Here is a 25,357-nt window from a genome sequence, read left to right on the forward strand (position 1 = left end):
TGATGAACACCGAGAACCGCAACGACCTGGGCCTGAAGGACGCCGGCGCTGGATGTGCCTGCTGCGCGACCACATCAGCTCCAGAGACCGCGGATGCGGTCACGGCGGCTGTGACGTCCGATGTGCTGGTGACGGGGATGACCTGCTCGCACTGCGTGTCGAGCGTCACCGAGGAGCTGTCGGCGATCGACGGGGTGGAGGGTGTGTCGGTTGACCTGAACGCGGGCGGCGCGTCTCGGGTGACGATCCGCAGCTCGACGCCAATCGCTCCCGCTGCCGTGGAGGCGGCGGTGGAGGAGGCTGGTTACGCGCTGGCCAGCAGCCCGTCATGAGTGCGGTCGATGTCGAGCTCGACATCACCGGGATGACCTGCGCGTCGTGTGCGATGCGGATCGAGCGGAAGCTCAACAAGCTGCCCGGTGTGGAAGCGACTGTCAACTACGCCACCGAGAAAGCCCGCGTGCGCGGCGAGGACGTCGACTCGGCCACACTGATCGCCGCGGTCGAATCCGCCGGTTACCAGGCTGCGCTCCCGGCACCGCCGGTCGCCGAGGCCGCGGATGAACCCGGTACGCCGGTGGACCGCGACCTGGTTTCGCTGCGGCAGCGTCTGCTGATCAGCACGGCTCTGTCGGTGCCGGTTGCGGTGCTGTCGATGGTTCCGGTGCTGCAGTTCGAGTACTGGCAGTGGCTGTCGCTCACTCTCACCGCCCCGGTGGCGGTGTGGGGCGCGTGGCCGTTCCACCGTGCTGCTGCCGTCAACGCCCGCCATGGTGCCGCGACCATGGACACGCTCATCAGCGTCGGGGTGATCGCCGCGTTCGGCTGGTCCCTGTACGCGCTGTTCTTCGGCGGCGCCGGCATGGCGGGGATGACGATGACGTTCACGCTCATCGGCACTCCGCGGGCGGGCGGGCATGAGGTCTACCTCGAGGTCGCCGCGTTGGTGACGGTGTTCATCCTCGCCGGTCGGTACGCCGAGGCCCGCGCCCGCAAGTCGTCTTCGGAAGCGCTGCGCGCTCTGCTTGAGCTGGGGGCGAAAGACGCTGTCAAGCTCGTCGACGGGGTGGAACAGCGCGTCCCGGTCAGCCAGCTGATCGTGGGGGATGCCGTTCTGGTCCGGCCGGGGGAGAAGATCCCCTCCGATGGGCTCGTCATCGACGGGTCTTCGGCGATCGACGCGAGCATGCTCACTGGCGAATCTGCCCCGGTCGAGGTTGGTGTGGGTTCCCGTGTGGTGGGTGCGACGGTCAACGTCGGTGGCCGGCTTACGGTGGAGATCTCCCGCGTGGGCGCGGACACCGAACTGGCCCGGATGCGGCGGCTGATGGAGGAGGCGCAGACCGGCAAAGCCCGGGTGCAGCGTCTTGCCGACCGGGTGTCCGGGATTTTCGTGCCCATCGTGATTCTGCTCGCCATCGCCGCGTTCGTCGGCTGGCTGCTCATCGGCGGGTCCATGGAATTGGCGTTCACCGCCGCGGTCGCAACGCTCATCATCGCGTGCCCGTGCGCACTCGGGCTCGCCACGCCCACCGCGCTGTTGGTGGGCACCGGCCGCGGTTCACAGCTGGGGATCCTTATCCGGGGCCCGCAGGTGCTGGAACAGACCCGCAAGGTCGACACCATCGTGCTGGACAAGACCGGCACCGTCACCACCGGCATCATGGCCGTCACCGCCGTCCATCCCTCTCCCGGTGTCACCCGGGAGGAGTTGCTGGCTGCGGCCGCGGCGGTGGAGTCCGGGTCGGAGCATCCTGTCGCCCGCGCGATCGTCGCCGAAAGCGTCACGGTCGCACCGGCGGAGACGTTCAACTCTCACGCGGGCTTCGGTGTGCAAGGGATGGTCGCGGGCTCTCTCGTCGTCGCGGGCCGGCCGTCCTGGCTGCAGGAGCAGTGGGGCATTCATCCCACGACACGGCTGCAGCACGACGCCGATGCGCTGCAAACCGGGGGAGCGACCGTCGTCGCCATCGGTCGTGACGGCACCCACCTGGGTATCGTCGCGGTCGCCGACACGGTCAAGGCCACCAGCGCCGAGGCGGTCGCCCGGTTCCGGGCGTTGGGGATGACACCGGTGCTGCTCACCGGCGACAACGATGGCGCCGCCCGGGAGATCGCTCGTCAGGTCGGCATCGACCAGGTGCACGCCGGGGTGACCCCTGCTGGGAAGCTCGACGTGGTCCGCCAGCTACAGAGCGACGGGCGTGTTGTGGTGATGGTCGGTGACGGGGTCAACGACGCCGCCGCTCTCGCTGCCGCTGATCTCGGTCTGGCGATGGGCGGAGGAACGGATGCCGCGATCGCTGCCAGCGACATCACCGTCGTCTCGGGTGACCTGCTGGTCGTTGCCGACGCGATCCGGCTGGCACGCCGCACCCTGGGCACCATCAAGGGCAACCTGTTCTGGGCGTTCGCGTACAACGTCGCCGCGATCCCGGTCGCGATGGCCGGGCTGCTGAACCCGCTTGTCGCCGCAGCCGCGATGGCGTTGTCCTCGGTGTTCGTCGTCACGAACAGTCTGCGCCTGCGCGGGTTCCGCCCCATCCCGGCGAGCTCGACGACCGCTACCCCTGAACCGGCCCGCGTTTCCGCCCGGGTCTGACCTGCATCTGCTGGATGCGAACAGTGGAAGGACGCTCATCATGAGCCAGCACGACCACCACGCACACCACCACCCCACGGCTACCGGCGCCGGCGGTGATGACACTGCGCAGGGGCTGCGCGAGACCGTCGCCGAGCCCGACACCGTCGACGACCCGCACGCGCACCACACCACGCAGAACAGCCCTCATGAGGGGCAGAGTGATGGGCACGGGGGGATGCAGCACGGTGCTCATGGTGGGCATGCCGGGCACGGTGCGGACCATGTCGCGCGGTTCCGTCGACTGTTTTGGATCAACCTGATTCTCGCGGTCCCGGTGGTGGCGTTCTCGGGCATGTTTTCGATGCTGCTCGGATACCCGCTGCCCGACGCGGCGTGGGTGGGCTGGATTTCCCCGGTCCTGGGCACCGTCATGTACGTGTGGGGTGGTGCCCCGTTCCTGACCGGCGCGGTCAGCGAGCTGCGTGCCCGTAAGCCCGGCATGATGCTGCTGATCGGGCTGGCGATCACCGTCGCGTTCATCGCGTCATGGGGGGCGAGCCTCGGGCTGCTGGATCACGAGCTGGACTTCTGGTGGGAGCTGGCGCTGCTGATCGTGATCATGCTCCTCGGTCACTGGATCGAAATGCGGTCGCTCGCGCAGACCACCTCGGCACTGGACTCCCTCGCCGCGCTCCTGCCCGACGAGGCGGAGAAGGTAGACGGGGACACCACTGTCACCGTGGCGCCCGCTGACCTGCAGGTCGGTGACGTCGTCGTGGTCCGCCCCGGCGGACGGGTTCCCGCTGACGGTCGGGTGGTGCAGGGTTCGGCGAGCATGGACGAGTCGATGATCACCGGTGAATCCAAGCCCGTGCGCCGCGGCGACGGGGACGCGGTCGTGGCCGGGACCGTCGCCACCGACTCCGGCATCCGAGTCGAGATCAGCGCGGTCGGCGAGGACACCGCCCTCGCCGGCATCCAACGACTGGTCACCGAGGCGCAGAACTCGTCCTCGAAAGCGCAGCGCCTCGCCGACCGTGCCGCCGGCTGGCTGTTCTGGTTCGCGCTGATCGCCGCGGCCATCACCGCCGTCGTGTGGACCACCGTCGGTCTGCCCGATGACGCGGTAATCCGCACGATCACGGTGCTGGTGATTGCCTGCCCGCACGCCCTGGGCCTGGCGATCCCGCTGGTGGTGTCCATCGCCACCGAGCGCGCTGCCCGGGGCGGGGTGTTGATCAAGGACCGTCTGGCGTTGGAGAGCATGCGCACCGTGAACACGGTGCTGTTCGACAAGACCGGCACTCTCACCAAGGGTGCCCCCGCCGTCACCGCTGTCGAATCGGTCGACGCGATCGACGCAGACCGGCTGATGGCTCTCGCGGCCGCCGCGGAGTCTGATTCCGAGCATCCGCTCGCCCGTGCCATCGTCACCGCCGCGCGGGAGAAGAACCTGTCCGTGCCGCGGTCGACGGACTTCGAGTCCTCACCCGCGGTCGGGGTACGCGCGACCGTTGACGGTCAGGTCGTGCAGGTGGGCGGCCCGTACCTGCTCGAGCAGACCGGCGGCCGTGAGCTGTCGATCGCGGACACCTGGCGTGAGGAAGGTGCGATCATCCTGCACGTTCTCGTCGACGGGAAGGTCGCCGGTGCGCTCCGGCTGGCCGATGAAATCCGACCCGAGTCCCGACAGGCGATCGACGCGCTGCACGCCCGCGACGTACAGGTCGTGATGATCACCGGTGACGCCGAAGCCGTCGCCGCATCCGTGGCCGCTGAACTGGGCATCGACCGGTTCTTCGCCGGTGTGCGACCGGAGGACAAGGCGTCCAAGGTGAAGCAGCTGCAAGATGAGGGCCGGAAGGTCGCGATGGTCGGTGACGGTGTGAATGACGCGCCCGCTCTCGCGCAGGCGGATGTCGGTATCGCCATCGGCGCCGGCACGGATGTCGCGATCGCATCGGCCGGGGTGATCCTGGCCAGCGACGACCCCCGCTCGGTGCTGTCGGTCATCGAGCTGTCCCGCGCCAGCTACCGGAAGATGAAGCAGAACCTGTGGTGGGCTGCCGGGTACAACCTGATCTCGGTGCCCCTGGCCGCCGGCATCCTCGCCCCGATCGGGTTCGTGCTACCGATGTCGGTCGGCGCGATCCTCATGTCGCTGTCGACGATCGTCGTTGCCCTCAACGCTCAGCTGCTGCGCCGGCTGGATCTCAGCCCCGACGCGGTTATCCGCCGCTGACCGGTCTGACGTAGCGTGGAAGGGAGGGAGGTGACATGTCGCTGATCGCACTGACGGACCGGCTTCGCACCGGCCGGGCTGTGGCCCGCACGCTGCTGCTGCTCATTGCGGTGACCGGCGCGGTCATCGTGGGCCTGCTGGCCATGCACTCCCTCAACGCCCACACCGCCACCGACACCGGCCACCAGGCCACCGTCACCACGGCAGCAGCGGCAGGCGCCGGTGACCACCATTCCGGCGCCACCGCAACCGACGAGCCGTGCGCGGACTGCGGCAGCGGGCACTCCGACATGCTCGCGATGGCGTGCGTCCTGGCACTTCTTGCGACCGTGCTGTTGCTGATACGGCCCGGGGCGGTCAGGCGATGGTTGTCGATCCTCCCGCGACCGAAACCATCGGTGATTGCGGCACTAACTGCCAGGCCTGCGCTGCCTCCACCTTCACTCACCGTTCTCTGCATCAGCCGTACGTGATGCGTCCGGGGCCAGACCTTCGTCCCCAGCGCTCGCACCCGCACGCCCGTCACCCTGACCGGCGCTGCTTTCACGTACCCCTGTATTGGAGAACACTGATGAAGATTCGTACCGCGGCAACCGCCGCACTCACCCTCGCCGCTGCGCTGACCCTCGCGGGCTGCGCCGGCGGCTCCGGCTCAGAGTCCATGCCCGGCATGGACCACGGCAACAGCTCCGCCCCGTCCTCCTCGTCCGCGACCACAGCAGACTTCAACGACGCGGATGTGATGTTCGCGCAGATGATGATCCCGCACCACGCGCAAGCGGTCGAGATGTCGGACATGATCCTGGGCAAGGAAGGCATCGACCCGGGTGTCCTCACCCTGGCGTCCGACATCAAGGCCGCCCAGCAGCCCGAGATCGACCAGCTGCAGTCATGGCTTGACGAGTGGGGTGCCGACAGCGACACCGGCTCCATGGACGGTATGGACCACGGCGGCGGCATGATGAGCGACGACGACATGGCGGCGCTGGAAGCGGCTACCGGCGCGGAGGCGTCGCGACTGTTCCTCGAACAGATGACGATGCACCACGAAGGTGCCATCGAGATGGCGCAGGACGAAGTCGACAACGGGCAGAACCCGGACGCGATCGCGATGGCGCAGACCATCATCGACACGCAGACCGCGGAAATCGCGACGATGCAGGAGCTGCTCGGGAGCCTCTGACTCCGTTGCGAGTGGATCGGTGCGACCACAGCGCACCGACCCACTCATCAACTGGCTCAGTAAGCGACGCCACATGCTTCTTCATCGCACTCTTACATCGCCCCCGCGGCCCTGCCATGTACGACGCAGCATCCTCGCTGCGGCCGCGGTAGCCGCCCTCGCCCTCATCGCCGGTTGCGCCAGTGAGCCGCCTTCCACTGGCGACGACCATGCCGCGTTCCGGATCGAACACGTCCATAATGTCGTCGCGGACCCGTCCGGGTCCGGGTTCCTGATCGGTACGCACGACGGCATCTACACCGCAACCGAAGACGGAGAACTCGGCCCACAAGTGGACGGACCTCGCTTCGACGCCATGGGTCTAACCGTCCTCGGCGACACCCTGCTGGCTTCGGGACATCCCGGCAACACCACCCCCGCGGAGCTGGGCAGCCCACACTTGGGCATTATCCGTAGCACCGATTCGGCTCGCAGCTGGACACCGGTCGCGTTCACCGGGGAGAAGGACTTTCACGTCCTCGCAACAGCCCCGGACGGCACCTTGTACGGGATTCACACCGACTCCGCAGAGGTCTTGGCGAGCACCGACGAAGGAGACACCTGGAGGCCCACGGGCGGGTCGGCGTTTGCCTTCAACCTGGTCGCAGACGCCACCGGCCGAATCATCGCATCCACACCCGACGGGTTACAGATCAGCACCGACGGTGCAGCATCGTTCCGCCGATGGTCGGATACGCCGCTCATCGCGCTGCTGGGCGTCTCGCCCAATCATCAACGAATCGTTGGAGTAGGCAGCGGCGGAAAGATCTGGACGACAACCGCCGAAGCAACATCCTGGAGCGAAGCCGGGACCGTGCATGGCCAAGCCCAAGCGATCGCCATCACCAACGCCGGCGATCTGCTCGTGATCGACGACAGCGGCCTCACGCTGCTCCCGTCACCCCCCTCGCGCTAACAACCCACCCCACCTACGATCCCTCGTCACCCCACGAAACAAGGAGAGAGAACCGATGTCCACTCAAGACGAGCACTCCGCCACTCACCAGAAGAAGCAGCAGAAGAACGGGTCCGTCAGCATGTACATCCGCTTCGGCGCGATGATCCTCACCGCCGTCGTCATCATGTACTTCGTGATGTTCGCCGGCTCCTGGGAATGGAGCCACATCCGCCTCAGCGAAAGCCGCATCTTCATGGCCCTCACCATGGGCGGCACGATGGTCCTGATCATGCTCGGCTGGATGCTCAACATGTACAAGAACACCAAAGCGAACATCGCGATCATCGTCGCCGGTGTGGTCCTCATCGGCGGAGGGATCGCGCTCGACCGCAGCCAGATCACGGTCGACGACACCGCCTTCATGCAGGGAATGATCCCGCACCACTCGCTCGCCATTACACGCTCCGAACGTGCCCAGATCCAGGACTTCCGCGTCTGCCAACTCGCGGTCGACATCAGCGAAGCTCAAAAGCGCGAAATCCGTGAGATGGACTGGCTCATCAACGACATCGCAGAAAACGGGATCGCCACCACAGCCGAACAAGCCGCAAACCGCCCCGTGCCCAATTACGACGATACGGCGGACCGCACCTGTCCAACTGAGTAAGGGAGAGTTTGATGTCGTCGGCTTCGCTAGTCGCCAGACGCGAAGGGGCAACCCATGTAGCCAGCGGCTTGCCGCCAAACCCTCTTGGACATATTGGCTGGTATATGGCAGGGGCGGGCGGGGACATTTTTCGTCCGTCGTACTCCCGGAACTGGCACAGTCGCGGACACTTCTGAGCGGTTCCTACAGCCGGCTACCGAAGAACGAGCGTGACCGCGGGGTGGTCGGCGAAGACATCGAGGATCAGCTCGAAGTAGGTCTTGCCGAGCCCGGCCTCGAGGTCGGCGAGCTGTGCGCGGAGCAGTGCGATTGAGAACATGTCGGGTCGATCCAGCTTCCCCCGAAGCCATGCGGCGGTCGCCTCGACCCCGAGCGCATCGCGGCTCTGCTCGGAGTCGGCCCACTCGAAGACCACCGCGTGGTCGCCGACGAGCGCACCGATACCCCCGTAGAGCAGGTCATCGAGCGCGTCGAGGCTTGCACCGAGCGTCCAGTCCTCGTCCGCCATCACGAGCCGGTCGAGCTCCGAATAGAAGGATGCGATGTCGGTGACCCTTGATCCCTCGATGACGTACGTGGCCATGCCGCGATGATGTCATGATCAGGCCATGACAACGGTCGATGGGGGAACGCCGAAGGGTCGGCGCGTCCGCATCACAATGCTCGCGCTGCTGGGGGCGGCCGTGGTCGCGCTCGCCGCCTGGCAGGTCGTGGCGCACGGAAGTCTCAGCGCAGTCCGCATTGCTGTCGATGCGGCACCGGTCCAGTGCGACGGCGCGGAGGTCGGCCTGTACCCCGGCATCACGGACGATCCGTTCCAGGATGACGTCCAGCAGCCGCTCATCGTGCTCGAGGACGGGATGCGATGCAGCATCCGCTTCGCTGTCGTCAACGACGGGTGGGTGGATGCCGCGATCGAGGTGGCAGGGCTGCCGATGCTCGCCGACGACATGGCGTGGCCGCTGACCGCGGTCATGGTCAACCCGAACGGGCAAACCCGGCTGCCCGACAACGAGTCGGCAGCCGAGTTCGCGATCGAGGGCCTGCACGTCCTTCCGACCGAGCGGCTCGGCTTCACCGCGATCGTCGACTACGACGCAGCCAAGACCGAGAACGTCGCGCAGTGCACTCGATTCAGCGCCGAGCCGATCTACGTACGGGTCAATGTTCTCGGTGTGACCCGAGACATCCGCGCGGCGCCCGAGACGCCGGTCTGGTACGCATCCGGGACCAACGCGGAGTGCGACCTGTGACGAACCGCCGCGAGGAACGCCCGTCGAAGGTGTGCGCCTCGTGCGGGCGCCGCTTCGAGTGGCGCGCGAAGTGGGAGCGCAACTGGGACGAGGTTCGATACTGCTCGGACGGATGCCGCCGGCGCGGCATCCGTCCCGCCGATGAACAGCTGACGCGGAGCATTCTCGAGCTGCTCGCCGACCGCGCGGCCGGTGCGACGATCTGCCCCTCGGAGGCCGCCCGAGCCGTCGGCGGTGAAGACGACTGGCGCGACCTCATGGAACCCGCGCGCCGCGCCGCGCGGCGACTCGTCGACGCCGGCGAGGTGGAGATCACCCAGCGCGGCGCCGTCGTGGACCCGTCGACCGCGAAGGGGCCGATCCGCATCCGGCGCGTGCGCTGACCGGCACGCCGCGCCCCGTAGAGGCGTCCGTCGGATGACGCAACCCCCGCGCGGTGTGGGGCCGACGTCCGAAGACTGGGCCGCAGCGCGGCGATCGGTCGCGCGGCATCCGACAGAGAGGACGACCGATGGCACATCCCCCGGCGCAACAGCAGGACGTTCCCGGTACCGACCGCATCATGGAGCCGCGGCCGGACTACGGCGAGGACACCTACCGCGGCCACGGCAGGCTCGACGGAAAGGTCGCACTCATCACCGGCGGCGACAGCGGCATCGGCAAAGCGGTCGCGCTCGCCTACGCGCGTGAAGGCGCCGACGTCGCAATCAGTTATCTCGACGAGCACGAGGATGCGGCCGACGCGAAGCGGCTCGTCGAGGATGCCGGTCGCCGGGCGCTCCTCCTCCCAGGAGACCTCTCCGATCCCCAGCACTGCCGTGATGTGGTGGCGCAGACGCTCGCAGAACTCGGGCGCCTCGACATCCTGGTGAGCAATGCGGCGTATCAGATGACCCGCGACTCGCTCGAGGAGATTTCCGACGACGAGTGGGACTTCACCTGGGCGACCAACGTCGACGCCTACTTCCATCTCGTCAAGGCGGCCGTGCCGCACCTTCAGCGAGGTGCATCGATCATCGCGACGTCGTCGATCCAGGCCGACCAGCCCTCGCCCGGACTCATGCCCTACGCCGCCACGAAGGCGGCGATGGCGAGCTTGACCGCATCGCTCGCCCAGATGCTCGGTAAACGCGGCATCCGCGTGAATGCCGTTGCGCCGGGCCCGATCTGGACGCCGCTCATCCCGTCCACCATGCCGCCCGAGAAGGTCGACGGGTTCGGCTCCGACGTGCCGCTCGGCCGCGTCGGGCAGCCTGCGGAGCTCGCACCGACGTACGTGCTGCTCGCTTCGGAGGATTCCAGCTACATCACCGGAGCCGTCATCCCCGTCACGGGAGGGAAGCCGCTGCTGTGACCGGCGACCTCTGACTCGTCCGACACCGGGAGCGTGCGACATCGCTGCACGCGCGATGAGCCCGTCAAGGGGATGCCGCCACCGCCGCCGATCGCGTTGACTCGGAGCATGCAGACGTTCGTGCCCTACGCCGACTTCGCCCGCAGCGCCGCCGTGCTTGACGACAAGCGGCTCGGCAAGCAGCGCGTCGAGACGTTGCAGGTGATGCGGGCGCTGACGATCCCCGACTACGGCTGGCGGCACCACCCGGCGGTGGCGATGTGGCGCGGATACCGTCCGGCGCTGATGGTCTATCAGGACGCGTTCGTCGACGAATGGGTCCGCCGCGGCTTCGCCGACACGACTCGCGCCTCCACGCTCGCGACGCTCGACGAAGTGGCATCCGACGGCGACGCCTACCGGTCGGGCACGGTCGACCTTCCGCCGTGGTTCGGACGCGAGGACGTCCACCGGTCCCACCGCTCGAACCTGCTCCGCAAGGACGCCGAGCACTACCGCGCCCAGGGGTTCACCGAACCGGACGACCTTCCGTACGTCTGGCCGGGTGCCGCGTGAACGACCTCGACCACACCCGCCGGGCCTACGATACGGTGGCCGACGCGTACGCCGCGGCGCTGCCCGACGCGGCGTACGAGGCTCCCGAAGACCTCGCGCTCATCGAGCGCTTCCTCGCGACGACGCCGCGCGATGCGCGCATCCTCGACGCCGGGTGCGGCACCGGGCGGATGATCGACCTCATCATCAGCGCGCGACCGGACGCGATGGTCCTCGGGGTCGACGCGTCGGCGGCGATGCTGGCGCATGCCCGGGTGCGGCATCCGCGATTCGACTTCATCACCGGCGAGCTCGCCACACTGCCGTTCCCGGATGCCGTGGTCGACGGCATCCTCGCGTGGTACTCGGTGATCCACACCGCGCCCGCCGAGCTCGGCGAGGTCATCGCGGAACTCGCGCGCGTGCTCGCGCCCGGGGGACACCTGCTGCTCGGATTCCAGGCGGGGGAGGGCGTCCGCGAACTCACGCACGCGTACGGTCACGACGTCGACCTCCGGGCGTATCTCCACTCAGCAGCGGCCGTCGGTGCGCTCGCCGTCGAGGCCGGGCTGCAGATCGTCGAGGCGACCGAGCGGCTGCCCCGGTCAACCGAGACCCACCCGCAGGGGTTCGTCCTCGCCCGGCGTTGAGCACGGGCGCCGTGCACAACGTCTCCAACTCGAGGGGGAGATGGCCGTTCGAGGGCTGAGCGGCGCGACTCGCGAGGAATTGGAGACGTTGTGCACAGGGCCGGCGGATGCCGCGGCGCGGCGGCCGACGGCTGTTCGGCGGCGCGGGCGGGTCAGGCGAGCGCGCGGTATGCCCGAGCCAGGCGGGCGACGCCTTCGCGGAGCGAGGCCTCATCGGGCTCGGAGTACGACAGGCGCACCCGGCCGCGGTGGTCGGCGCCGCCGGCGGCGAACCATTCGCCGCGCTGGTAGGTGACGCCGAGCGTCTGGGCGTCGTCGAAGAGCCGCTCGGTGTCGACGTCGCCGTGCAGCTGCGCCCAGACGAAGAAGCCGCCGCCGGGAGCGGCGACCGAGACCCGGTCGCCGAACTCCTCGTCCAGCGCTGAGAGCAGCGCGCCGGCCTTGGCGGCGTAGCCCGCGCCGGCCGCGGCAATCGACGGCGCGAGCCGGTCATCGCGCAGCATCCGCTCGACAACGGCCTGCAGGACGCCGCTCGTCTGCCCGTCGAGGCGGTTCCGCAGCCGGGTGATGCGCTCCGACGTGCCGGCGGGGACGACGAGCCAGCCGAGCCGCAGCCCGGGGCCGAGCGTCTTCGAGAACGAGTTCACCGCGAGCACCCGATCGGTGTCGCGGAACGCGCGATGTGCCGGCGTCGTGAAGCCGGGGAAGGCGATCTCGCGGTACGGGTCGTCGGCGATGATCGTGAATCCGTGCTGCTCGGCGAGGGCGACGAGCGCGGCGGCCTTCTCGTCGGAGAGCGTCCCGCCGGACGGATTCTGGAACGTCGGCACCGTGAACAGCGCGGTCGGACGGATGCCGCCGGCCAACACGCCCGCGAGCGCCTCGAGGTCAACGCCGTCCGGCCCCGCCGCGAGCGGCACGACCTTCACGCCCGGCACGAGGTCGAGCACGCGGAGGAACAGGGGGTACACGGGATCGTCGACGACGATCGTGTCGCCCGGGTCGAGGAGCGACAGCACCGCGAGCGCGAGGCCGTGCGCGCCACCGTTCGTGACGAGGATCCGGTCGACGTCGACGCCCTCACGCTCGGCGATCGCGGCGCGCAGCGCAGGCAGACCGGGTGCGGGCGAGTAGCGCAGGAGCGAAGGGAAGGTGGCATCCGTCACCACGGCATCGAACGCGTCGCGGTAGACGTCCACCGGGAGGAGTGCGGTGTCGGGGTTGCCGCCGCCGAGGTCGATCGACCCCGGCTCGAGCCGGATGAGGGTGGCGTCCCCGAAGCCCTGGCGGGGAGGGAGGCCGGCGAGGAGCGTGCTGAAGTCGGTCATGGAACTCCGAGAGATCAGGGGCGGAACGGCGCGAGGCGCGGGTCTTCGTCACCGAGCAGGTCGCGGGCGGCGAGGTCGGCGAGCAGCGGTGCGAGGGTCACGCCGCTGTGGGCGACGACGGCGTAGACACCGCCGACCCAGCCGATCACCGGCAGCCCATCGACGGGGTGGGTGCGGTGCGCGCGGTTGATCGTCACCGCGGTGTCGGCGGGCGGTGCCCATCCGGTGGCGGCGAGGATCTCGGCGCGCAGGGCGGGCCACACGTTCTCGGCAGTCGCGGTGACGCCCTCCTCGCGCAGTCGGTTCTCGATGGTCAGGCTCTGTGCCGCGACGCGGCCCTCGCCGTCGGGTCGCAGCTGCAGTCCTTTGATCGAGACGATGCGGTCGAAGGGCGCGTCGGATGCCGCGAACCGCACGAGGTACCCCTCGGCGCCGGTCGTCGTCGACAGCCGCGGCGATCCTGGTGCGAGCGCGGCCGTGCCGGCGCCGGCCGCGACCACGACGGCGTCGAACTCCTCGCGGAGTGCCGACGTGTCGGTGACCGTCTCGACGCGGACATGGCTGACGGACGCGAGGTTCGCGGCGATCGCGGCGGCGGTGTCGACCCAGCCGTCCGGCCCGAAGTCCTCACCGTCGGCACGGGCGCCGGTCGCGTGGAACCACGGCAGCGCGAGCTCGGTCCAACGGGCGCGGGCGTCGGCGTTGAACTGCCGGTAGTACTCCGGAGTCTTCGCCCGGGCGTTCACCCATGCGAGGCTCGCCCGCGAGACGGGGCCGGTGCCGGTGGCATCCGAGGCGATCACCGTTACCTCGACACCGGATGCCTCGAGGGCGGCGGCGATCGACGAGCCAATCACACCCGCCCCGATGACGGCGACGTGCTGGGGACGAGTCATCGGTCGATGAACCTCCGGGCGATGCGGTTGCCGACGAACTGCACGAGCTGCACGAGGCCGATCAGCACCAGGATGATCAGGATCATGATGGCCCAGTCGAAGCGCTGGTAGCCGTACGTCAGCGCCAGGTTGCCGAGACCACCACCGCCGACGGCGCCCGCGACCGCGGTCGCGTCGATGAGCGCCACCGAGATGAAGGTGAGCGACAGCACGAGCGGTCCGAACGCCTCGCGCACGACGAAGCCGAACAGGATGTGCAGCGGCGACGCACCGGCGGCCTTCGCCGCCTCGATGACGCCGGGATCGACCGCGACGAGGTTCGACTCCGCGACGCGGGCGATGCCGACGGATGCCGCGATCGTCAGCGGCAGGATCGCCGCGGCCGGGCCGATGCTCGTGCCGATGAGTGCCCGCGTCACCGGCGTCAGGGCGACGAGCAGAATGATGAACGGGATCGGCCGCAGCGTGTTCACCACGATGTTCAACACGAGGTGCACGACGCGGCTGTGCAGGATCTGTCCCGGCCGGGTCGCGTAGAGGAAGATGCCGAGCACGAGGCCGATGACGGATGCCAACAGGAACGACACCGACACCATGAACAGCGTCTCGCCGAGCGCGCGCGCGACCCGAGGGACGTCGGTCGCCGGATCGATGAACTGCGCCACGGATGGAACCACAGTCACCATGTCGTCACCGTCGCCGTCTGCGAGAGCTCCGCGACGAAGCGGTCGATCGCCGCGTCATCGCCGTGGAGCTCGAGGCTGAGCTGCCCGTAGGGCTTGTCCTTCACGCGCGAGACACCGCCCTGGATGATCGCGAAGTCGACGCCGTGCAGGCGCGCGAGCCGCGAGAGGACGGGGCCGCCCGAGGTGGCGGCATCCACCACGACCGAGATGCGACGACCGGGGAACTGCGCTCGGAGCGCCGACTTCTCGCCGTCGGTGAGCGAGGTGCCGGTGTAGGCGCCGACGAGACCGGCCGTGACCGGATGCCGCGGGGTCGCAAGGATTTGGTGGATGTCGCCCGACTCGACGACCCTGCCGTCGCTGAGGATCGAGACCCGGTCGGCGAGGGCGGCGATGACGTCCATCTCGTGGGTGACGACGACGATCGTGATGCCGAACTCGCGGTTCACCGAGCGGAGGAGGTCGACGATCTCGGTCGTCGTCTGCGGGTCGAGGGCGCTCGTGGCCTCGTCGGCGAGGAGCACCGACGGGCGGCCGGCGATGGCGCGGGCGATACCGACGCGCTGCTTCTGGCCACCGGACAACTGCCGGGGGTGTGCGAACGCCTTGCCGCCGAGACCGACGAAGTCGAGGAGCTCGGCGACGCGGGGTGCGATCGCCTCGTCCTTCCAGCCCGCGATCTTCAGTGGGGTTGCGACGTTGCCGAAGACGGTGCGGGAGTTCCAGAGGTTGAACTGCTGGAACACCATCCCGATGCTGTGGCGCAGGGTCCGCAGCTCCTTCGGCGGGAGCGCGTGGACGTCGACGCCGTCGAGGACGACCGAGCCGGACGTGGGCGTCTCGAGCCCGTTGACCATGCGGAGGAGCGTCGACTTGCCGGCGCCGGATCGGCCGATCAGTCCGTAGATCTCGCCGGCGGCGACCGAGACGTCGACGTCGTCGAGGACACGCACCGAAGGACTTCCCCGGCGGGCGCCGGGGAAGTCCTTGGTCACGCCGGAGAGACGGATGCGCTCCGGCGAGGTCGTGTCACTGATTGGTCAGCTCTTCCAGCGCGGCGCGCAGGTCCTCGACGGGCAGCTCGACGATCGTCGCCTCGCCGCGCTTCTCCTCTTCGAGGGCGGCCACGACGCGCTCGTCGCGGTACGTCTCCTCGAGGATGTCCCACGCGGGCTCGTCGGCGCGGTCGGCGGTCGTCGCGACGATGATCACGTACGGGCTCGACGTCGGGGCGGTCGCGTCTTCGAGCTGCAGGGCATCCTCGCTCGTGATGCCGAGCGCGGGGTCGAAGTCGTCGGTCGCGATGACGAGGGCATCGACAGCCGGGTCGCCGTACGCCGTCTGCACCGACTCGTGTGCGAGGCGCGTCAGCTCGATCCCGTTCGGGTTGGCGGTGATGTCCTCCTCGGTCGGGAACACACCGGCATCCGGGTCGATCTCGATGAGCCCCGCGGTCTGCAGGATGAACAGCGCACGCGAGAAGTTCGCGGGGTCATCGGGCACGGCGATCGAGGCGCCCTCGGGAAGCTCGTCGACCGAGGCGAAGTCTTCAGAGAAGAGGCCCCAGGCCGAGACGACCGTCGAGAACACCGGCGTGATGTCGGTGCCGTTCTCCTTGTTGAACTGGCTCAGCCACGCGACGTGCTGGAAGGTGTTGCCGTCGACGTCGCCCTCGACGAGTGCGGTGTTCGGCAGGTACGGGTCGTCGAAGTTGATGAACTCGAGGTCGAGGCCCTTGTCCTTCGCGACCTCGATGATCGTGTCCTGGAAGTCGCTCTGCGCGGTGTCGGCGAGGGTGAGCTTGATCGGCTCGTCGGCGCCGCCGGCGGCGGGCGTCCCGGAGTTCTGCGTGACAAGTGGGATCGTGATCGCCGCGGCGATCGCCGCGACGGCGACGATGCCGCCGCCGATGAACCAGCCGCGGCGCGACTTCTGCTTGGCGAGGTGCGCGGTGATCTCGGACTGGGTCGAGCTCGGCTCGGTCATGGTGTGCTCCAACGGGCAGGCGGTGCAGGGCAAGGGCGCGGGCGGGATGCCCTGTCTCCGACGCTAAAGCGCGCTCGCCGCCCACTCCATTCCGCGGTAACCCGAAGCAACAGTCCCGAACGGCGCGTCAGCTCGCGATCGCGGCGAACGCGAGGTCGGGGAGTTGGAAGCCGCCCTCGAAGTCGTCGGCGGTCACGGTCAGTACGACGTCGCCCGAGAAGACGACGACCTGTCCGAACGCGCCATGCAGGCGCCAGCCGTCGCCGGGCCCGTCCCACCCCGCGAGCGCGTACCGTTCGTAGCCGGGGGTGGTTCCGGATGCCACCCAGCCGGTGTGCAGCGTGTCGACACCCGCCGCCGAAACCAGGCGGTGCCCGTCCCAAAGACCTCGGTCCCGGATGAGCAGTGCGATGCGCGCGAGCTCCTCGGTGCGCAGACGCAGTCCGCCGCCGGCGAGGACGTGGCCGAGCGGGCACCGTTCCCATTCGACGTCGTCGATGCCGAGCGGGGCGAACAGGCGCGGGGTCAGCCAGTCGACGAGATCGCCCGTCACCGTCGCGAGCGCGCGCATCGCGGTGTACGTGCTCGCGTTGGAGTACTGGAACGCGCGCTCTGGAGCGGGCCGGGAGAGGAACTCCGCCGCGACGTCGGGCGAGTCCTCGAACATCGTCGGCGACCACGGGTAGTCGACGCCGCTCGTGAGCGTGAGCAGGTGTAGCAGCGTAAGCGGCGAGTCCGGCGGGGTGAGGTCGGGCAGGTACCGCGACACCGGTGCGTCGAGCTCGATCAGCCCCTCGTCGACGGCGATCGCCGCAGCGAGCGCGCAGACGCCCTTCGCGACGGACTGCACGTCCTCACGGACGTCGCGCGTCCAGCGGTGCTCGGCGACCTCGCCCGCAGCCCGGACGTGCACGCCGTGGGCGGCGATGCCCGCGGCATCCACTGCATCGACGAACCGCGTGAGGATCTCGGCGGCGCGCTCAGCCATGGATCACCTGCAGTGCGGCTGAGGCATCCGGGTCGAAGAACGGCATGCGTCCATTCTTCCCCTGCGCATCACGCGCGGATGCGCGTCCGCCGGATCAGCCGCAGCAGCACACCGTGCCGTGGGCTCACGAGGTACACGATCGCGAACACGACGCCCTGCACGACCACGACGAGGCCGCCCGAGGCGGCGTCGAGCCAGTAGCTGAGCAGGATGCCGACGACGGATGCCGCAGCCGAAAGTGCCGGCGCGATCACGAGCATGCGTCCGAAGCGGTCGGTCAGCAGGTAGGCGGTCGCGCCGGGGATGATCAGCATCGCGACGACGAGGACGACGCCGACGACCTGCAGCGCGACGACCGTCGTGAGGGCGAGGACACCGAGGAGCAGACCACCGAGCAGTCGCGGTGAGAGCCCGATCGCGAACGCGTGCACCGGATCGAAGGCGTAGAGCGTGAGGTCGCGCCGCTTCACGATGAGGATCGCGAACGCGATGACCGCGATGACGGCGATCTGGACGAGCTCGGCGACCCCGACACCGAGGATGTTGCCGAAGATGATGTGGTTCAGGTCGGTCTGGCTTGGCGTCACCGAGATCAGGACGAGCCCGAGCGCGAACAGGGTCGTGAAGACGATGCCGATCGCGGCATCCTCCTTTACTCGACTCGTGCCGCGGATCAGCCCGATCAGCGCCACCGCGAGCAGCCCGAATACGAGGGCGCCGAGGGCGAACGGGGCGCCGACGACGTAGGCGAGCACGACCCCGGGGAGTACGGCGTGCGAGACCGCGTCGCCCATGAGCGACCAGCCGATCAGCACGAGCCAGCACGAGAGGACCGCGCACACGACGGCCGCGATGACCGTGGTGCCGAGCGCCCGCAGCATGAAGTCGTAGTGCAGGGGTTCGAGGAGGAAGTCGAGCGGGTTCATGCGATGTCCAACCCGAACGCCTTCGCGAGCTGCTCCGGCTTCAGCGCCTCGGCGACCGGCCCCTCGAACACGACCCGCTGCTGCAGCAGCACCGCCCGATCGGCGAGCGTCGGCAGCGCGTGCAGGTCGTGCGTCGAGACGAGGACGGTGCGACCGGCCGCGGCGAGGTCGCGCAGCAGGCGGACGATGAGCGCTTCGGATGCCTTGTCGACGCCGGCGAACGGTTCGTCGAGGAGCAGGATGCCGGCGTCCTGGGCGATGCCGCGGGCCACGAACGCGCGCTTGCGCTGCCCACCCGAGAGCTGCCCGATCTGCCGGTCGGCGAGGGCCGTGAGGTCGACCCGTTCGAGAGCCTCGTCGACGGCGGCTCGATCTTCGCGTCGCGCTCGCCGGAGCGGTCCGAGGTGCCCGTACCGCCCCATCGTGACGACGTCGCGCACCGACACCGGGAACGCCCAGTCGACGTCCTCACTCTGCGGCACGTACCCGAGCAGTCCGCGCCGCCGCGCCGCCGCGGGCGTCGCGCCCTCGAGCAGCACCGTGCCGGCCTGCGGCCTGACGAGTCCCGCGATCGACTTGAAGAGCGTCGACTTGCCCGACCCGTTCATGCCGATGAGGCCGGTGACCGCGCCGGCGGGTACCTGCAGGGTCACGTCGTCGAGGGCGTGCACCTCGCCGTACCGGACCGTGACGTCGGTGACCGAGATCGCGGCGCTCATGACGTGCCCGTCAGCCCCGCGACGATCGTGTCGGCGTCGTGGCGGATGAGGTCGAGGTAGGTGGGCACCGGGCCGTCGGCCTCGGAGAGCGAGTCGACGTAGAGCGTGCCGCCGAAGGCAGCGCCCGTGGCATCCACCACCTGCTGCATCGGCCGGTCAGAGACGGTGGATTCGCAGAACACCGCCGGGACATCGTTCGCCTCGACGAACTCGATCGCCGCAGTGATCTGCTGCGGCGTCGCCTGCTGCTCGGCGTTGACGGGCCAGATGTACGCCTCGGTGAGGCCGGCGTCACGGGCGAGGTACGAGAACGCGCCCTCGCAGGTCACGAGCGCACGCTGCTGCTCGGGCAGCGTCGCCAGCTCCGCGACGAGGTCGTCCTGGATCGTCTGCAGCTCGGCCGCGTACGCGTCGGCGTTGGCGGCGAAGTCGTCGGCGTGCTCGGGCGCGAGATCCGCGAGGGCGTCGGCGATGTTCTCGGCGTAGACCTGCACGTTCGACGGGCTCATCCACGCGTGCGGGTTGGGCTTGCCGGCATACGCGTCGGCGGCGATGTCGATGGGCTCGACGCCGTCCGAGACGACGACGTGCGGGGCATCGACCGACTCGACGAACTGCGCGAACCACGCCTCGAGACCGAGCCCGTTGTCGAGGATGAGGTCAGCCTCCGATGCGGTGGCGACGTCGCGGGGGGTGGGTTCGTAGCCGTGGATCTCGGCGCCGACCTTCGTGATCGACTCGATGCGGACATGGTCCCCGCCCACGTTCTGGGCGATGTCGGCGAGCACCGTGAACGTCGTCAGGACGAGCGGCCGGTCGTCTGCGGCATCCGTCTCGCCGGTGCATCCGGCCAGCGTCGTCGCAGCGAGGAGCGCGGCGACGGGCAGGGCGAGACAACGATTTTTCGGCACACCGAAAACGTAGGGTTTCGGTGCTCCGAAATCAACTCGACCTGGCGATGCCGATCCGACTGGCATCCTGGAGCGATGGCCCGCGCGCACGAACCGACCGACGTCACCGTCGATCACGTCGAGGTGCACGGCGCGCGCACCCGCATCACCCACGTCGAGTCGATCGCCGAGGGATCGCCGCCGTCGTTCATCCTCGTCGCCGGTGTCGGGGTCGCGGCGAGCTACTTCGAGTTCCTCGCGCCGATCCTCGCGCGCCACGGCCAGGTGTTCGCGCTCGACCTTCCCGGGTTCGCCGGGATGCCGCGGCCCGACGATCAGCCCACCGCGGCGTACTTCGCCGATCACGTCGAAGCCGTGATCGAGAAGTTCGCGCTCGAGAACCCGGTGCTCATCGGGCACTCGATGGGGACGCAGATCGTCACCGAAGTGCTGCATCGCCGGACGGAGCTCTCGCACGGCGTGCTCGTGAGCCCCGTCGTCAACGACCGCGAGGCGGCGCCGCAGAAGGTCGCGCTGCGGTTCGGCCAGTCTGCGACGAAGGAGTCGATGCACGTCGCGCTCATGGCGCTGTCGGCCTACCTGCTCTGCGGCGTCGTCTACTTCCTCACCGTGCTCCCGCACCTGCTTCGTTATCGACTCGTCGACCGGATCGCCGACGTCGAGGCATCCATCCTTCTCATCCGCGGCGAGTTCGACACCACCTCACCGCGTCGGTTCCACTCTCGACTCGTCGACGCGGCGTCCCGGAGCCGCCGCTGGGAGATCCTCGGCGCCTCACACTCGATCATCAACGGCCACGCGGTCGGTGTCGCCGACCTCGTGTTGCGTCACATCGGCGACGAACTGCCGCAGCGGGGGCAGCTCACGTCGGAGGAGGCGTCCGTCCCGCCGGCGCGGCACTCGGACGTCGCGATGGTGTGGAACGCCGCGATGACGCGCGCCGCGGAGTGGTTCAGCGCGCTGCGCGGCGACGAACGGGGCGTCGCCCGTGCGAAGCTGGCGCACGCGCGGATCCTGTGGCGGGCCTACTCCCCGGGTCGCTCCGCGGGCTGATCGCCCAGCAGTCGTCGCGCGAGGACGGTGGATGCCGCCACTGCGGCCGGCATCGTCACGACAGCGCCCAGCGGCACCATGAAGCACAGCTGCGTCGCGACCCCGAAGCCGAGGGCGCGGGCGCGCTGCCCCCGCACCAGCCGCCGCCGTTCGCCGCTCGGGATGCCGCGCGCCGAAAGCGCACGCGACGTGAGCTCGTCGGCGAGGAGCCAGCCCGTCAGGAACACCGCGGTGACGACACCGAGCGCGCCCCCGACCACCGGGACGAGGCCGACGAGACCGGCGGCGATCGCCGCCAGGATGCCGCGGACGACGAGCCCGATGCCGTCGCGCACCGACCGCCAGAACCCGTAGTCGCTGTCGGCGGGTGCGCCGCCGAGGTCGGCCTCGACCGCCCGCCACACCCGGTCGTAGAACGGTTCGCCGACGATCAGGGTGAGCGCGGTGAACGACACCGCGGCGAGCACGATCGCGCCGCCGAAGATCGCCGTGCCGATCGCGACGCGCACGACCTGACGCCACGGGTCGTCCCAGTCGTCGGCGAAGGGGCTGACCGCCTCGGTGATCGTGCCGAGGAATGCGGCGAGCGTCACGAGTGCGGCGACCATGACGAGCCCGACGATGCCGGCCGGGATGAGCCCCCTGACCATCGGGCCGGGCGTGCGACGCCAGTACCCGAAGCCGCGCACGAGCGTGCCGACGCCGCCGAAGAACTCCCGCATGCCGTCAGCCTAGGCGGCGCCACAATGGCGGCACAGTGACACAACCGGGGCGACTGCCACAGATCCGACCCGAACACCAGTGGTTAGCATTTCGTAGGCCCACCGAGTGGAGTGTCACGATGACGAATGACATGGACTCGCGTGCCGTCCAGGCCCAGCCAGGCTTGAAGCGCGCGATCGGCACCCCCCTGCTCTTCGCGTTCATCGTCGGCGACACCCTCGGCGCCGGCATCTACACGCTCGTCGGCACGATGGCGAACGATGTCGGCGGCGCCATCTGGCTGCCGCTGCTCATCGCGCTCGTCGTCGCCCTGCTGACCGCCGGAACCTACGCCGAACTCATCACGAAGTACCCGCACGCCGGTGGCGCAGCGAGATACGTCGACAAGGCCTTCGGCACCCCGTTCCTGTCCTTCCTCGTCGGGTTCCTGATGATGGCGTCGGGCATCACGACGGCCGCTGCGCTCGCGAACTCGTTCGCGGGCGACTACTTCGCATCGCTGTTCGATGTCCCCGCGCTCCCAGTCGCCATCGGCTTCATCGTGATCCTCACCCTCATCAACCTGCGCGGCGTGAGGGAGTCGCTCGGCGCGAACCTCGTCGCCTCGATGATCGAGGTCACCGGCCTCGTGATCGTGATCGTCATCGCCGCGATGGTGTTCGGCAGCGGCGGCGGCGAGCCGGCGCGCATCTTCGCGTTCGCACCCGATGTGCCGCCGCTGCAGGGTGCCTTCGCGGCATCCATCGTCGCCTTCTTCTCGTTCCTCGGGTTCGAGGCGGCGGCGAACATGGCCGAAGAGGTCAAGAACCCGTCGAAGGCCTACCCCCGCGCGCTGTTCGGCGCGATCTGCACCGCGGCCGTCGTGTACCTGCTCATCGCGATCGGCGCCGTCATCGTCGTCGACCCGGCCGTGCTCGCCCAGTCGACCGGCCCGCTGCTCGAAGTCGTCACCGCCAGCGGGTTCGCGCTGCCGCCGTGGCTGTTCAGCACGATCGCACTCATCGCAATCTCGAACGGCGGGCTCCTGTTCATGGTCATGGCCAGCCGTGTCGGCTACGGCCTCGCCGAGACCGGGCTGCTGCCGCACGCCTTCGGTCGAGTGCTGCCGAAGCGCCGCACGCCGTGGGTGTCGATCCTCGTCGTCGCCGGCGCCACGATGCTGCTCGCCGCGATCGGTGACATCGGCACGCTCGCCGAGACGACGGTGCTCCTGCTGCTCCTCGTCTTCCTTTCGGCGAACGTCAGCGTGCTCGTGCTGAAGAAGGACAAGGTCGAGCACAAGCACTTCTCGGTGCCGCGCATCGTGCCGATCCTCGCGATCATCGCGTCGATCGTTTTGCTGACGCAGCAGACCGGCATCGTCTGGCTCGGCACCGCCGGCTACATCGTCGTCGGTGTCGTGCTGTTCTTCATCGCCCGGTTCACGCGCAAGCGCGGCGACGAGAAGCTCGCCCGCACCGGCGCGATCGACACGATCGGCTGACGCGACGCTCACGACTCCACCGCCTTCTCTAGCCCCTCTGCTTCTCTAGGGTGGAGTCGTGAGCGAAGCAGCCTCCTCGTACGCACTGGCCGTCGACGTCGGCGGGACCAAGATCGAGGCGGCGCTCGTCACTGCCGCCGGCGAGGTCGTCCAAGCCTCCCGGTCCCGCGTCCCCACCGGGCGGGCGATCACGCAGGCCGGTCTCGAGCAGGCGGCGACGGATGCCGCGACCCGGGCGCTCGCGCACCTCGATCCGGGTGCGCGCGTGGTCGGCGTCGGCGTCGGGAGTGCCGGTCCGCTCGATCTGCAGCGCGGCGTGGTCGCCCCGGTCAACATGCCCGACGCGGCCGGTGCCGGATTCGCGCACCTCGAGGCGGTGGCATCCGCTCCCGTCGCACTCGCCCTCGACGGCACGTGCATCGCGCTCGCCGAGCACCGCTTCGGTGCCGCCCGCGGTGCTCGCAACGCGCTCGCGCTGGTGGTCTCGACCGGCGTCGGTGGCGGCCTCATCATCGACGGGCAGCCCGTGCGCGGCAAGAGCGGCAACGCCGGTCACGTCGGCCAGGTGCGCATCGAACCCCGCGGCGACGGGGCCATCGACGCAGGCACCGTCGAGCAGATCGCGTCGGGTCCGCACATCGTGCGCTGGGCCCAGTCGCAGGGCTGGGAGGGCGCGACCGGTGAGGACCTCGCCCGCGACGCAGCGGCAGGGCTCCCCGTCGCGCGAGCCGCGGTCGAACGCTCCGCCTTCGCCGTCGGCACCGCGATCGCCAACGTCTCGACGCTGCTCGACCTCGATGTCGCGGTTATCGCCGGCGGGTTCAGCGGGGTATCGCCCGACTACATCCCGCTCGTGGCGGCTGCCGTCCGCGAGCAGGCGATGTTGCCGTACGCGGCCACCGTCGAGGTGCGTCCCTCGGGGCTCGACGGCGCCGGCCCGCTCGTCGGGGCTGCGGTCCTCGCGTTCGACGGTCTCGCATGAGCGACGAAGTCAACTGGGCGGGGAACGTCCACTACGCATCAACGCGCATCGCGCGGCCCACGACCATCGACGAGGCACGCGAGCTCGTCGCCGGCGCCGACGCCGTGAAGGCGCTCGGATCGCGGCACTCGTTCACCGGGATCGCCGACACGAGCGGCATCCACATCTCCCTCGCCGATCTCGACGTGCCCATCCGCATCGACGCCGCCCGGCAGCGGGTGCGGGTCGGCGGCGGCGTGCGCTACGGCGAGCTGGCGCAGTACCTCGAGCAGCACGGCTGGGCGCTCGCGAACCTCGCGTCGCTGCCGCACATCTCGGTCGCCGGCGCCATCAGCACCGGTACACACGGGTCGGGCGTCGGCGTTCCCTCGCTCGCTGCCGCGGTCACCGGGCTCGAGCTCCTCACCTCGGCCGGTGACCTCGTGGTGTTCAGTGACGGCGACCCCGATCTGCCCGGCGCGGTCGTCGGCCTCGGCGCGCTCGGCCTCGTGACGACCGTCGAACTCGCCATCGAGCCGACGTTCGAGGTCGCGCAGACGGTCTACGAACAGATCCCGTTCGACGCGGTCACCACCGGCTTCGACGAGATCATGGGGTCGGCCTACAGCGCCTCGCTGTTCACCACACTCCGCGACGACGCGGTCGTCGACCAGGTGTGGCGGAAGGCGCGGACGGATGCCGCGCAGACCCCGCTCCCGGCGGCGCTGATCGATCGCGAGGCGGCGGGGCCGCGGCATCCGCTCCCCGAGGTGTCTGCCGCGGCGTGCACAGTGCAGGGCGGGACGCCCGGGCCGTGGCTCGATCGGCTGCCGCACTTCCGCCTGGAGTTCACCCCGTCGAACGGCGACGAGCTGCAGTCGGAGTTCCTCGTGCCGCACGAGCACGGACCCGCCACGCTCGCCGCCGTCCGCGAGCTCGCCGAGCAGCTGCGCCCGGTGCTGCAGGTCTGCGAAGTGCGGAGGATCGCCGCCGATGGGCTGTGGCTGTCACCTTCGTACGACCGCGACTCGGTCGCGTTCCACTTCACCTGGACCTCGGACGGCGACGGCGTCGCGCGCGTGCTGCCCGACCTCGAAGCCGCGCTGGCACCGTTCTCGCCGCGCCCGCACTGGGGCAAGGTGTTCACACCGCGCCCGGTCGAGGCGTGGGCGGAGCTGTACCCGCAATGGCGACGGTTCCGCGAGCTGCGGAACCGTCTCGATGCCCGCGGCGCGTTCCGCAACGACTTCCTCCGCGGATTGGGACTGTGACGCGAACGTGCCGCGGGTGAGG

The 25,357-nt window shown here is 69.4% G+C and carries 27 protein-coding genes; 16 read left to right on the top strand and 11 right to left on the bottom strand.

What is annotated here, in order from left to right; all coding sequences use genetic code 11:
* Positions 1 to 2: 2 nt before the first annotated feature.
* The 7 genes from QNI14_RS06545 (at position 3) to QNI14_RS06575 (ending at position 7,613) form a co-directional block, all read left to right on the top strand.
* Entirely contained in the window at positions 3 to 332 is a 330-nt protein-coding gene (locus QNI14_RS06545) for a heavy-metal-associated domain-containing protein (protein WP_283715676.1), read from the top strand.
* Positions 329 to 2,602 (top strand): heavy metal translocating P-type ATPase, encoded by a 2,274-nt coding sequence (locus QNI14_RS06550; RefSeq protein WP_283715677.1) that lies wholly within the window; start codon positions 329 to 331, stop codon positions 2,600 to 2,602. Before QNI14_RS06545 ends, QNI14_RS06550 begins: the two co-directional genes overlap by 4 nt.
* Positions 2,603 to 2,642: 40 nt before the next feature.
* Positions 2,643 to 4,826, top strand: a complete 2,184-nt coding sequence (locus QNI14_RS06555; protein ID WP_430539245.1) for a heavy metal translocating P-type ATPase — start codon at positions 2,643 to 2,645, stop codon at positions 4,824 to 4,826.
* A gap of 35 nt (positions 4,827 to 4,861) precedes the next feature.
* Complete coding sequence (locus QNI14_RS06560) at positions 4,862 to 5,299, top strand: DUF6153 family protein (RefSeq protein ID WP_283715678.1); 438 nt, start codon at positions 4,862 to 4,864, stop codon at positions 5,297 to 5,299.
* A 98-nt stretch (positions 5,300 to 5,397) separates the two neighbouring features.
* Entirely contained in the window at positions 5,398 to 6,009 is a 612-nt protein-coding gene (locus QNI14_RS06565; protein WP_283715679.1) for a DUF305 domain-containing protein, read from the top strand.
* 73 nt (positions 6,010 to 6,082) lie between these two features.
* Positions 6,083 to 6,964: a F510_1955 family glycosylhydrolase gene (locus QNI14_RS06570; protein WP_283715680.1), complete on the top strand. Its 882-nt coding sequence runs from the start codon at positions 6,083 to 6,085 to the stop codon at positions 6,962 to 6,964.
* 121 nt (positions 6,965 to 7,085) lie between these two features.
* Positions 7,086 to 7,613: a DUF305 domain-containing protein gene (locus tag QNI14_RS06575; RefSeq protein WP_283715681.1), complete on the top strand. Its 528-nt coding sequence runs from the start codon at positions 7,086 to 7,088 to the stop codon at positions 7,611 to 7,613.
* Positions 7,614 to 7,806: 193 nt separating this feature from the next.
* On the opposite strand, the gene QNI14_RS06580 is transcribed toward QNI14_RS06575, so the two are convergent.
* Complete coding sequence (locus QNI14_RS06580; RefSeq protein ID WP_283715683.1) at positions 7,807 to 8,196, bottom strand: barstar family protein; 390 nt, start codon at positions 8,194 to 8,196, stop codon at positions 7,807 to 7,809.
* 25 nt (positions 8,197 to 8,221) lie between these two features.
* Here QNI14_RS06580 and QNI14_RS06585 point away from each other — a divergent pair, with 25 nt between their 5' ends.
* From QNI14_RS06585 to QNI14_RS06605, 5 genes are all read left to right on the top strand, one after another.
* Positions 8,222 to 8,866, top strand: coding sequence for a hypothetical protein (locus QNI14_RS06585; RefSeq protein WP_283715684.1), 645 nt, complete (start codon positions 8,222 to 8,224; stop codon positions 8,864 to 8,866).
* Positions 8,863 to 9,249, top strand: a complete 387-nt coding sequence (locus QNI14_RS06590; protein WP_283715686.1) for a DUF2256 and DUF3253 domain-containing protein — start codon at positions 8,863 to 8,865, stop codon at positions 9,247 to 9,249. Before QNI14_RS06585 ends, QNI14_RS06590 begins: the two co-directional genes overlap by 4 nt.
* 128 nt (positions 9,250 to 9,377) lie before the next feature.
* The gene (locus tag QNI14_RS06595; RefSeq protein WP_283715687.1) at positions 9,378 to 10,220 is read left to right on the top strand and encodes an SDR family oxidoreductase; all 843 of its coding nucleotides are present in this window, start codon (positions 9,378 to 9,380) and stop codon (positions 10,218 to 10,220) included.
* Positions 10,221 to 10,328: 108 nt separating this feature from the next.
* Complete coding sequence (locus QNI14_RS06600) at positions 10,329 to 10,775, top strand: MSMEG_6728 family protein (RefSeq protein WP_283715688.1); 447 nt, start codon at positions 10,329 to 10,331, stop codon at positions 10,773 to 10,775.
* A 35-nt stretch (positions 10,776 to 10,810) separates the two neighbouring features.
* A complete protein-coding gene (locus QNI14_RS06605) occupies positions 10,811 to 11,404 on the top strand; it encodes a class I SAM-dependent methyltransferase (protein WP_283715689.1) in 594 nt (197 codons plus the stop codon).
* Positions 11,405 to 11,556: 152 nt separating this feature from the next.
* Here the strand turns inward: QNI14_RS06605 and QNI14_RS06610 are convergent, their stop codons facing one another.
* The 9 genes from QNI14_RS06610 to QNI14_RS06650 form a co-directional block, all read right to left on the bottom strand.
* A complete protein-coding gene (locus QNI14_RS06610; protein WP_283715690.1) occupies positions 11,557 to 12,732 on the bottom strand; it encodes an aminotransferase-like domain-containing protein in 1,176 nt (391 codons plus the stop codon).
* A gap of 14 nt (positions 12,733 to 12,746) precedes the next feature.
* Positions 12,747 to 13,628, bottom strand: a complete 882-nt coding sequence (locus QNI14_RS06615) for an FAD-dependent oxidoreductase (RefSeq protein ID WP_283715692.1) — start codon at positions 13,626 to 13,628, stop codon at positions 12,747 to 12,749.
* Entirely contained in the window at positions 13,625 to 14,314 is a 690-nt protein-coding gene (locus tag QNI14_RS06620) for a methionine ABC transporter permease (protein ID WP_283715693.1), read from the bottom strand. Before QNI14_RS06620 ends, QNI14_RS06615 begins: the two co-directional genes overlap by 4 nt.
* Complete coding sequence (locus QNI14_RS06625; RefSeq protein WP_283715695.1) at positions 14,308 to 15,309, bottom strand: methionine ABC transporter ATP-binding protein; 1,002 nt, start codon at positions 15,307 to 15,309, stop codon at positions 14,308 to 14,310. Before QNI14_RS06625 ends, QNI14_RS06620 begins: the two co-directional genes overlap by 7 nt.
* 34 nt (positions 15,310 to 15,343) lie before the next feature.
* A complete protein-coding gene (locus QNI14_RS06630) occupies positions 15,344 to 16,300 on the bottom strand; it encodes a MetQ/NlpA family ABC transporter substrate-binding protein (protein WP_283715696.1) in 957 nt (318 codons plus the stop codon).
* A gap of 127 nt (positions 16,301 to 16,427) precedes the next feature.
* The gene (locus QNI14_RS06635; RefSeq protein ID WP_283715697.1) at positions 16,428 to 17,288 is read right to left on the bottom strand and encodes a serine hydrolase domain-containing protein; all 861 of its coding nucleotides are present in this window, start codon (positions 17,286 to 17,288) and stop codon (positions 16,428 to 16,430) included.
* 68 nt (positions 17,289 to 17,356) lie between these two features.
* Positions 17,357 to 18,214 (bottom strand): metal ABC transporter permease, encoded by an 858-nt coding sequence (locus QNI14_RS06640; RefSeq protein ID WP_283715698.1) that lies wholly within the window; start codon positions 18,212 to 18,214, stop codon positions 17,357 to 17,359.
* Positions 18,211 to 18,933, bottom strand: a complete 723-nt coding sequence (locus QNI14_RS06645) for a metal ABC transporter ATP-binding protein (RefSeq protein ID WP_283715699.1) — start codon at positions 18,931 to 18,933, stop codon at positions 18,211 to 18,213. The genes QNI14_RS06640 and QNI14_RS06645 overlap by 4 nt, the downstream gene beginning before the upstream one ends.
* Complete coding sequence (locus QNI14_RS06650) at positions 18,930 to 19,844, bottom strand: metal ABC transporter substrate-binding protein (RefSeq protein WP_283715700.1); 915 nt, start codon at positions 19,842 to 19,844, stop codon at positions 18,930 to 18,932. Before QNI14_RS06650 ends, QNI14_RS06645 begins: the two co-directional genes overlap by 4 nt.
* A 75-nt stretch (positions 19,845 to 19,919) precedes the next feature.
* On the opposite strand from QNI14_RS06650, the gene QNI14_RS06655 reads away from it, so the two are divergent.
* Complete coding sequence (locus tag QNI14_RS06655; RefSeq protein WP_283715701.1) at positions 19,920 to 20,897, top strand: alpha/beta fold hydrolase; 978 nt, start codon at positions 19,920 to 19,922, stop codon at positions 20,895 to 20,897.
* Here the strand turns inward: QNI14_RS06655 and QNI14_RS06660 are convergent.
* Positions 20,870 to 21,619, bottom strand: coding sequence for an EI24 domain-containing protein (locus tag QNI14_RS06660; protein ID WP_283715702.1), 750 nt, complete (start codon positions 21,617 to 21,619; stop codon positions 20,870 to 20,872). The genes QNI14_RS06655 and QNI14_RS06660 overlap by 28 nt on opposite strands.
* Positions 21,620 to 21,738: 119 nt before the next feature.
* On the opposite strand from QNI14_RS06660, the gene QNI14_RS06665 reads away from it, so the two are divergent.
* The 3 genes from QNI14_RS06665 to QNI14_RS06675 are packed head-to-tail and all read left to right on the top strand — an operon-like array spanning position 21,739 to position 25,335.
* Positions 21,739 to 23,103 (top strand): APC family permease, encoded by a 1,365-nt coding sequence (locus QNI14_RS06665; RefSeq protein ID WP_283715703.1) that lies wholly within the window; start codon positions 21,739 to 21,741, stop codon positions 23,101 to 23,103.
* Positions 23,104 to 23,161: 58 nt separating this feature from the next.
* Positions 23,162 to 24,085 carry an ROK family protein gene (locus QNI14_RS06670; RefSeq protein ID WP_283715704.1) on the top strand — a complete coding sequence of 308 codons (924 nt, stop codon included), beginning with the start codon at positions 23,162 to 23,164 and terminating at the stop codon, positions 24,083 to 24,085.
* A complete protein-coding gene (locus QNI14_RS06675; protein ID WP_283715705.1) occupies positions 24,082 to 25,335 on the top strand; it encodes an FAD-binding protein in 1,254 nt (417 codons plus the stop codon). The genes QNI14_RS06670 and QNI14_RS06675 overlap by 4 nt, the downstream gene beginning before the upstream one ends.
* Positions 25,336 to 25,357: the final 22 nt, after the last annotated feature.

It is taken from the genome of Microbacterium dauci, from assembly GCF_030065535.1.
GTDB lineage: Bacteria > Actinomycetota > Actinomycetes > Actinomycetales > Microbacteriaceae > Microbacterium > Microbacterium dauci.

What these genes read in the sequence shown, in the direction of transcription:
- QNI14_RS06660 (WP_283715702.1), bottom strand. Translation starts at nt 21,619, where the DNA reads ATGCGGGAGTTCTTCGGCGGCGTCGGCACGCTCGTGCGCGGCTTCGGG.
- QNI14_RS06595 (WP_283715687.1), top strand. Translation starts at nt 9,378, where the DNA reads ATGGCACATCCCCCGGCGCAACAGCAGGACGTTCCCGGTACCGACCGC.
- QNI14_RS06550 (WP_283715677.1), top strand. Translation starts at nt 329, where the DNA reads ATGAGTGCGGTCGATGTCGAGCTCGACATCACCGGGATGACCTGCGCG.
- QNI14_RS06585 (WP_283715684.1), top strand. Translation starts at nt 8,222, where the DNA reads ATGACAACGGTCGATGGGGGAACGCCGAAGGGTCGGCGCGTCCGCATC.
- QNI14_RS06580 (WP_283715683.1), bottom strand. Translation starts at nt 8,196, where the DNA reads ATGGCCACGTACGTCATCGAGGGATCAAGGGTCACCGACATCGCATCC.
- QNI14_RS06560 (WP_283715678.1), top strand. Translation starts at nt 4,862, where the DNA reads ATGTCGCTGATCGCACTGACGGACCGGCTTCGCACCGGCCGGGCTGTG.
- QNI14_RS06615 (WP_283715692.1), bottom strand. Translation starts at nt 13,628, where the DNA reads ATGACTCGTCCCCAGCACGTCGCCGTCATCGGGGCGGGTGTGATTGGC.
- QNI14_RS06630 (WP_283715696.1), bottom strand. Translation starts at nt 16,300, where the DNA reads ATGACCGAGCCGAGCTCGACCCAGTCCGAGATCACCGCGCACCTCGCC.
- QNI14_RS06570 (WP_283715680.1), top strand. Translation starts at nt 6,083, where the DNA reads ATGCTTCTTCATCGCACTCTTACATCGCCCCCGCGGCCCTGCCATGTA.
- QNI14_RS06575 (WP_283715681.1), top strand. Translation starts at nt 7,086, where the DNA reads ATGTACATCCGCTTCGGCGCGATGATCCTCACCGCCGTCGTCATCATG.
- QNI14_RS06565 (WP_283715679.1), top strand. Translation starts at nt 5,398, where the DNA reads ATGAAGATTCGTACCGCGGCAACCGCCGCACTCACCCTCGCCGCTGCG.
- QNI14_RS06635 (WP_283715697.1), bottom strand. Translation starts at nt 17,288, where the DNA reads ATGGCTGAGCGCGCCGCCGAGATCCTCACGCGGTTCGTCGATGCAGTG.
- QNI14_RS06600 (WP_283715688.1), top strand. Translation starts at nt 10,329, where the DNA reads ATGCAGACGTTCGTGCCCTACGCCGACTTCGCCCGCAGCGCCGCCGTG.
- QNI14_RS06645 (WP_283715699.1), bottom strand. Translation starts at nt 18,933, where the DNA reads ATGAGCGCCGCGATCTCGGTCACCGACGTCACGGTCCGGTACGGCGAG.
- QNI14_RS06555 (WP_430539245.1), top strand. Translation starts at nt 2,643, where the DNA reads ATGAGCCAGCACGACCACCACGCACACCACCACCCCACGGCTACCGGC.
- QNI14_RS06655 (WP_283715701.1), top strand. Translation starts at nt 19,920, where the DNA reads ATGGCCCGCGCGCACGAACCGACCGACGTCACCGTCGATCACGTCGAG.
- QNI14_RS06545 (WP_283715676.1), top strand. Translation starts at nt 3, where the DNA reads ATGAACACCGAGAACCGCAACGACCTGGGCCTGAAGGACGCCGGCGCT.
- QNI14_RS06620 (WP_283715693.1), bottom strand. Translation starts at nt 14,314, where the DNA reads ATGGTGACTGTGGTTCCATCCGTGGCGCAGTTCATCGATCCGGCGACC.
- QNI14_RS06610 (WP_283715690.1), bottom strand. Translation starts at nt 12,732, where the DNA reads ATGACCGACTTCAGCACGCTCCTCGCCGGCCTCCCTCCCCGCCAGGGC.
- QNI14_RS06675 (WP_283715705.1), top strand. Translation starts at nt 24,082, where the DNA reads ATGAGCGACGAAGTCAACTGGGCGGGGAACGTCCACTACGCATCAACG.
- QNI14_RS06640 (WP_283715698.1), bottom strand. Translation starts at nt 18,214, where the DNA reads ATGAACCCGCTCGACTTCCTCCTCGAACCCCTGCACTACGACTTCATG.
- QNI14_RS06665 (WP_283715703.1), top strand. Translation starts at nt 21,739, where the DNA reads ATGACGAATGACATGGACTCGCGTGCCGTCCAGGCCCAGCCAGGCTTG.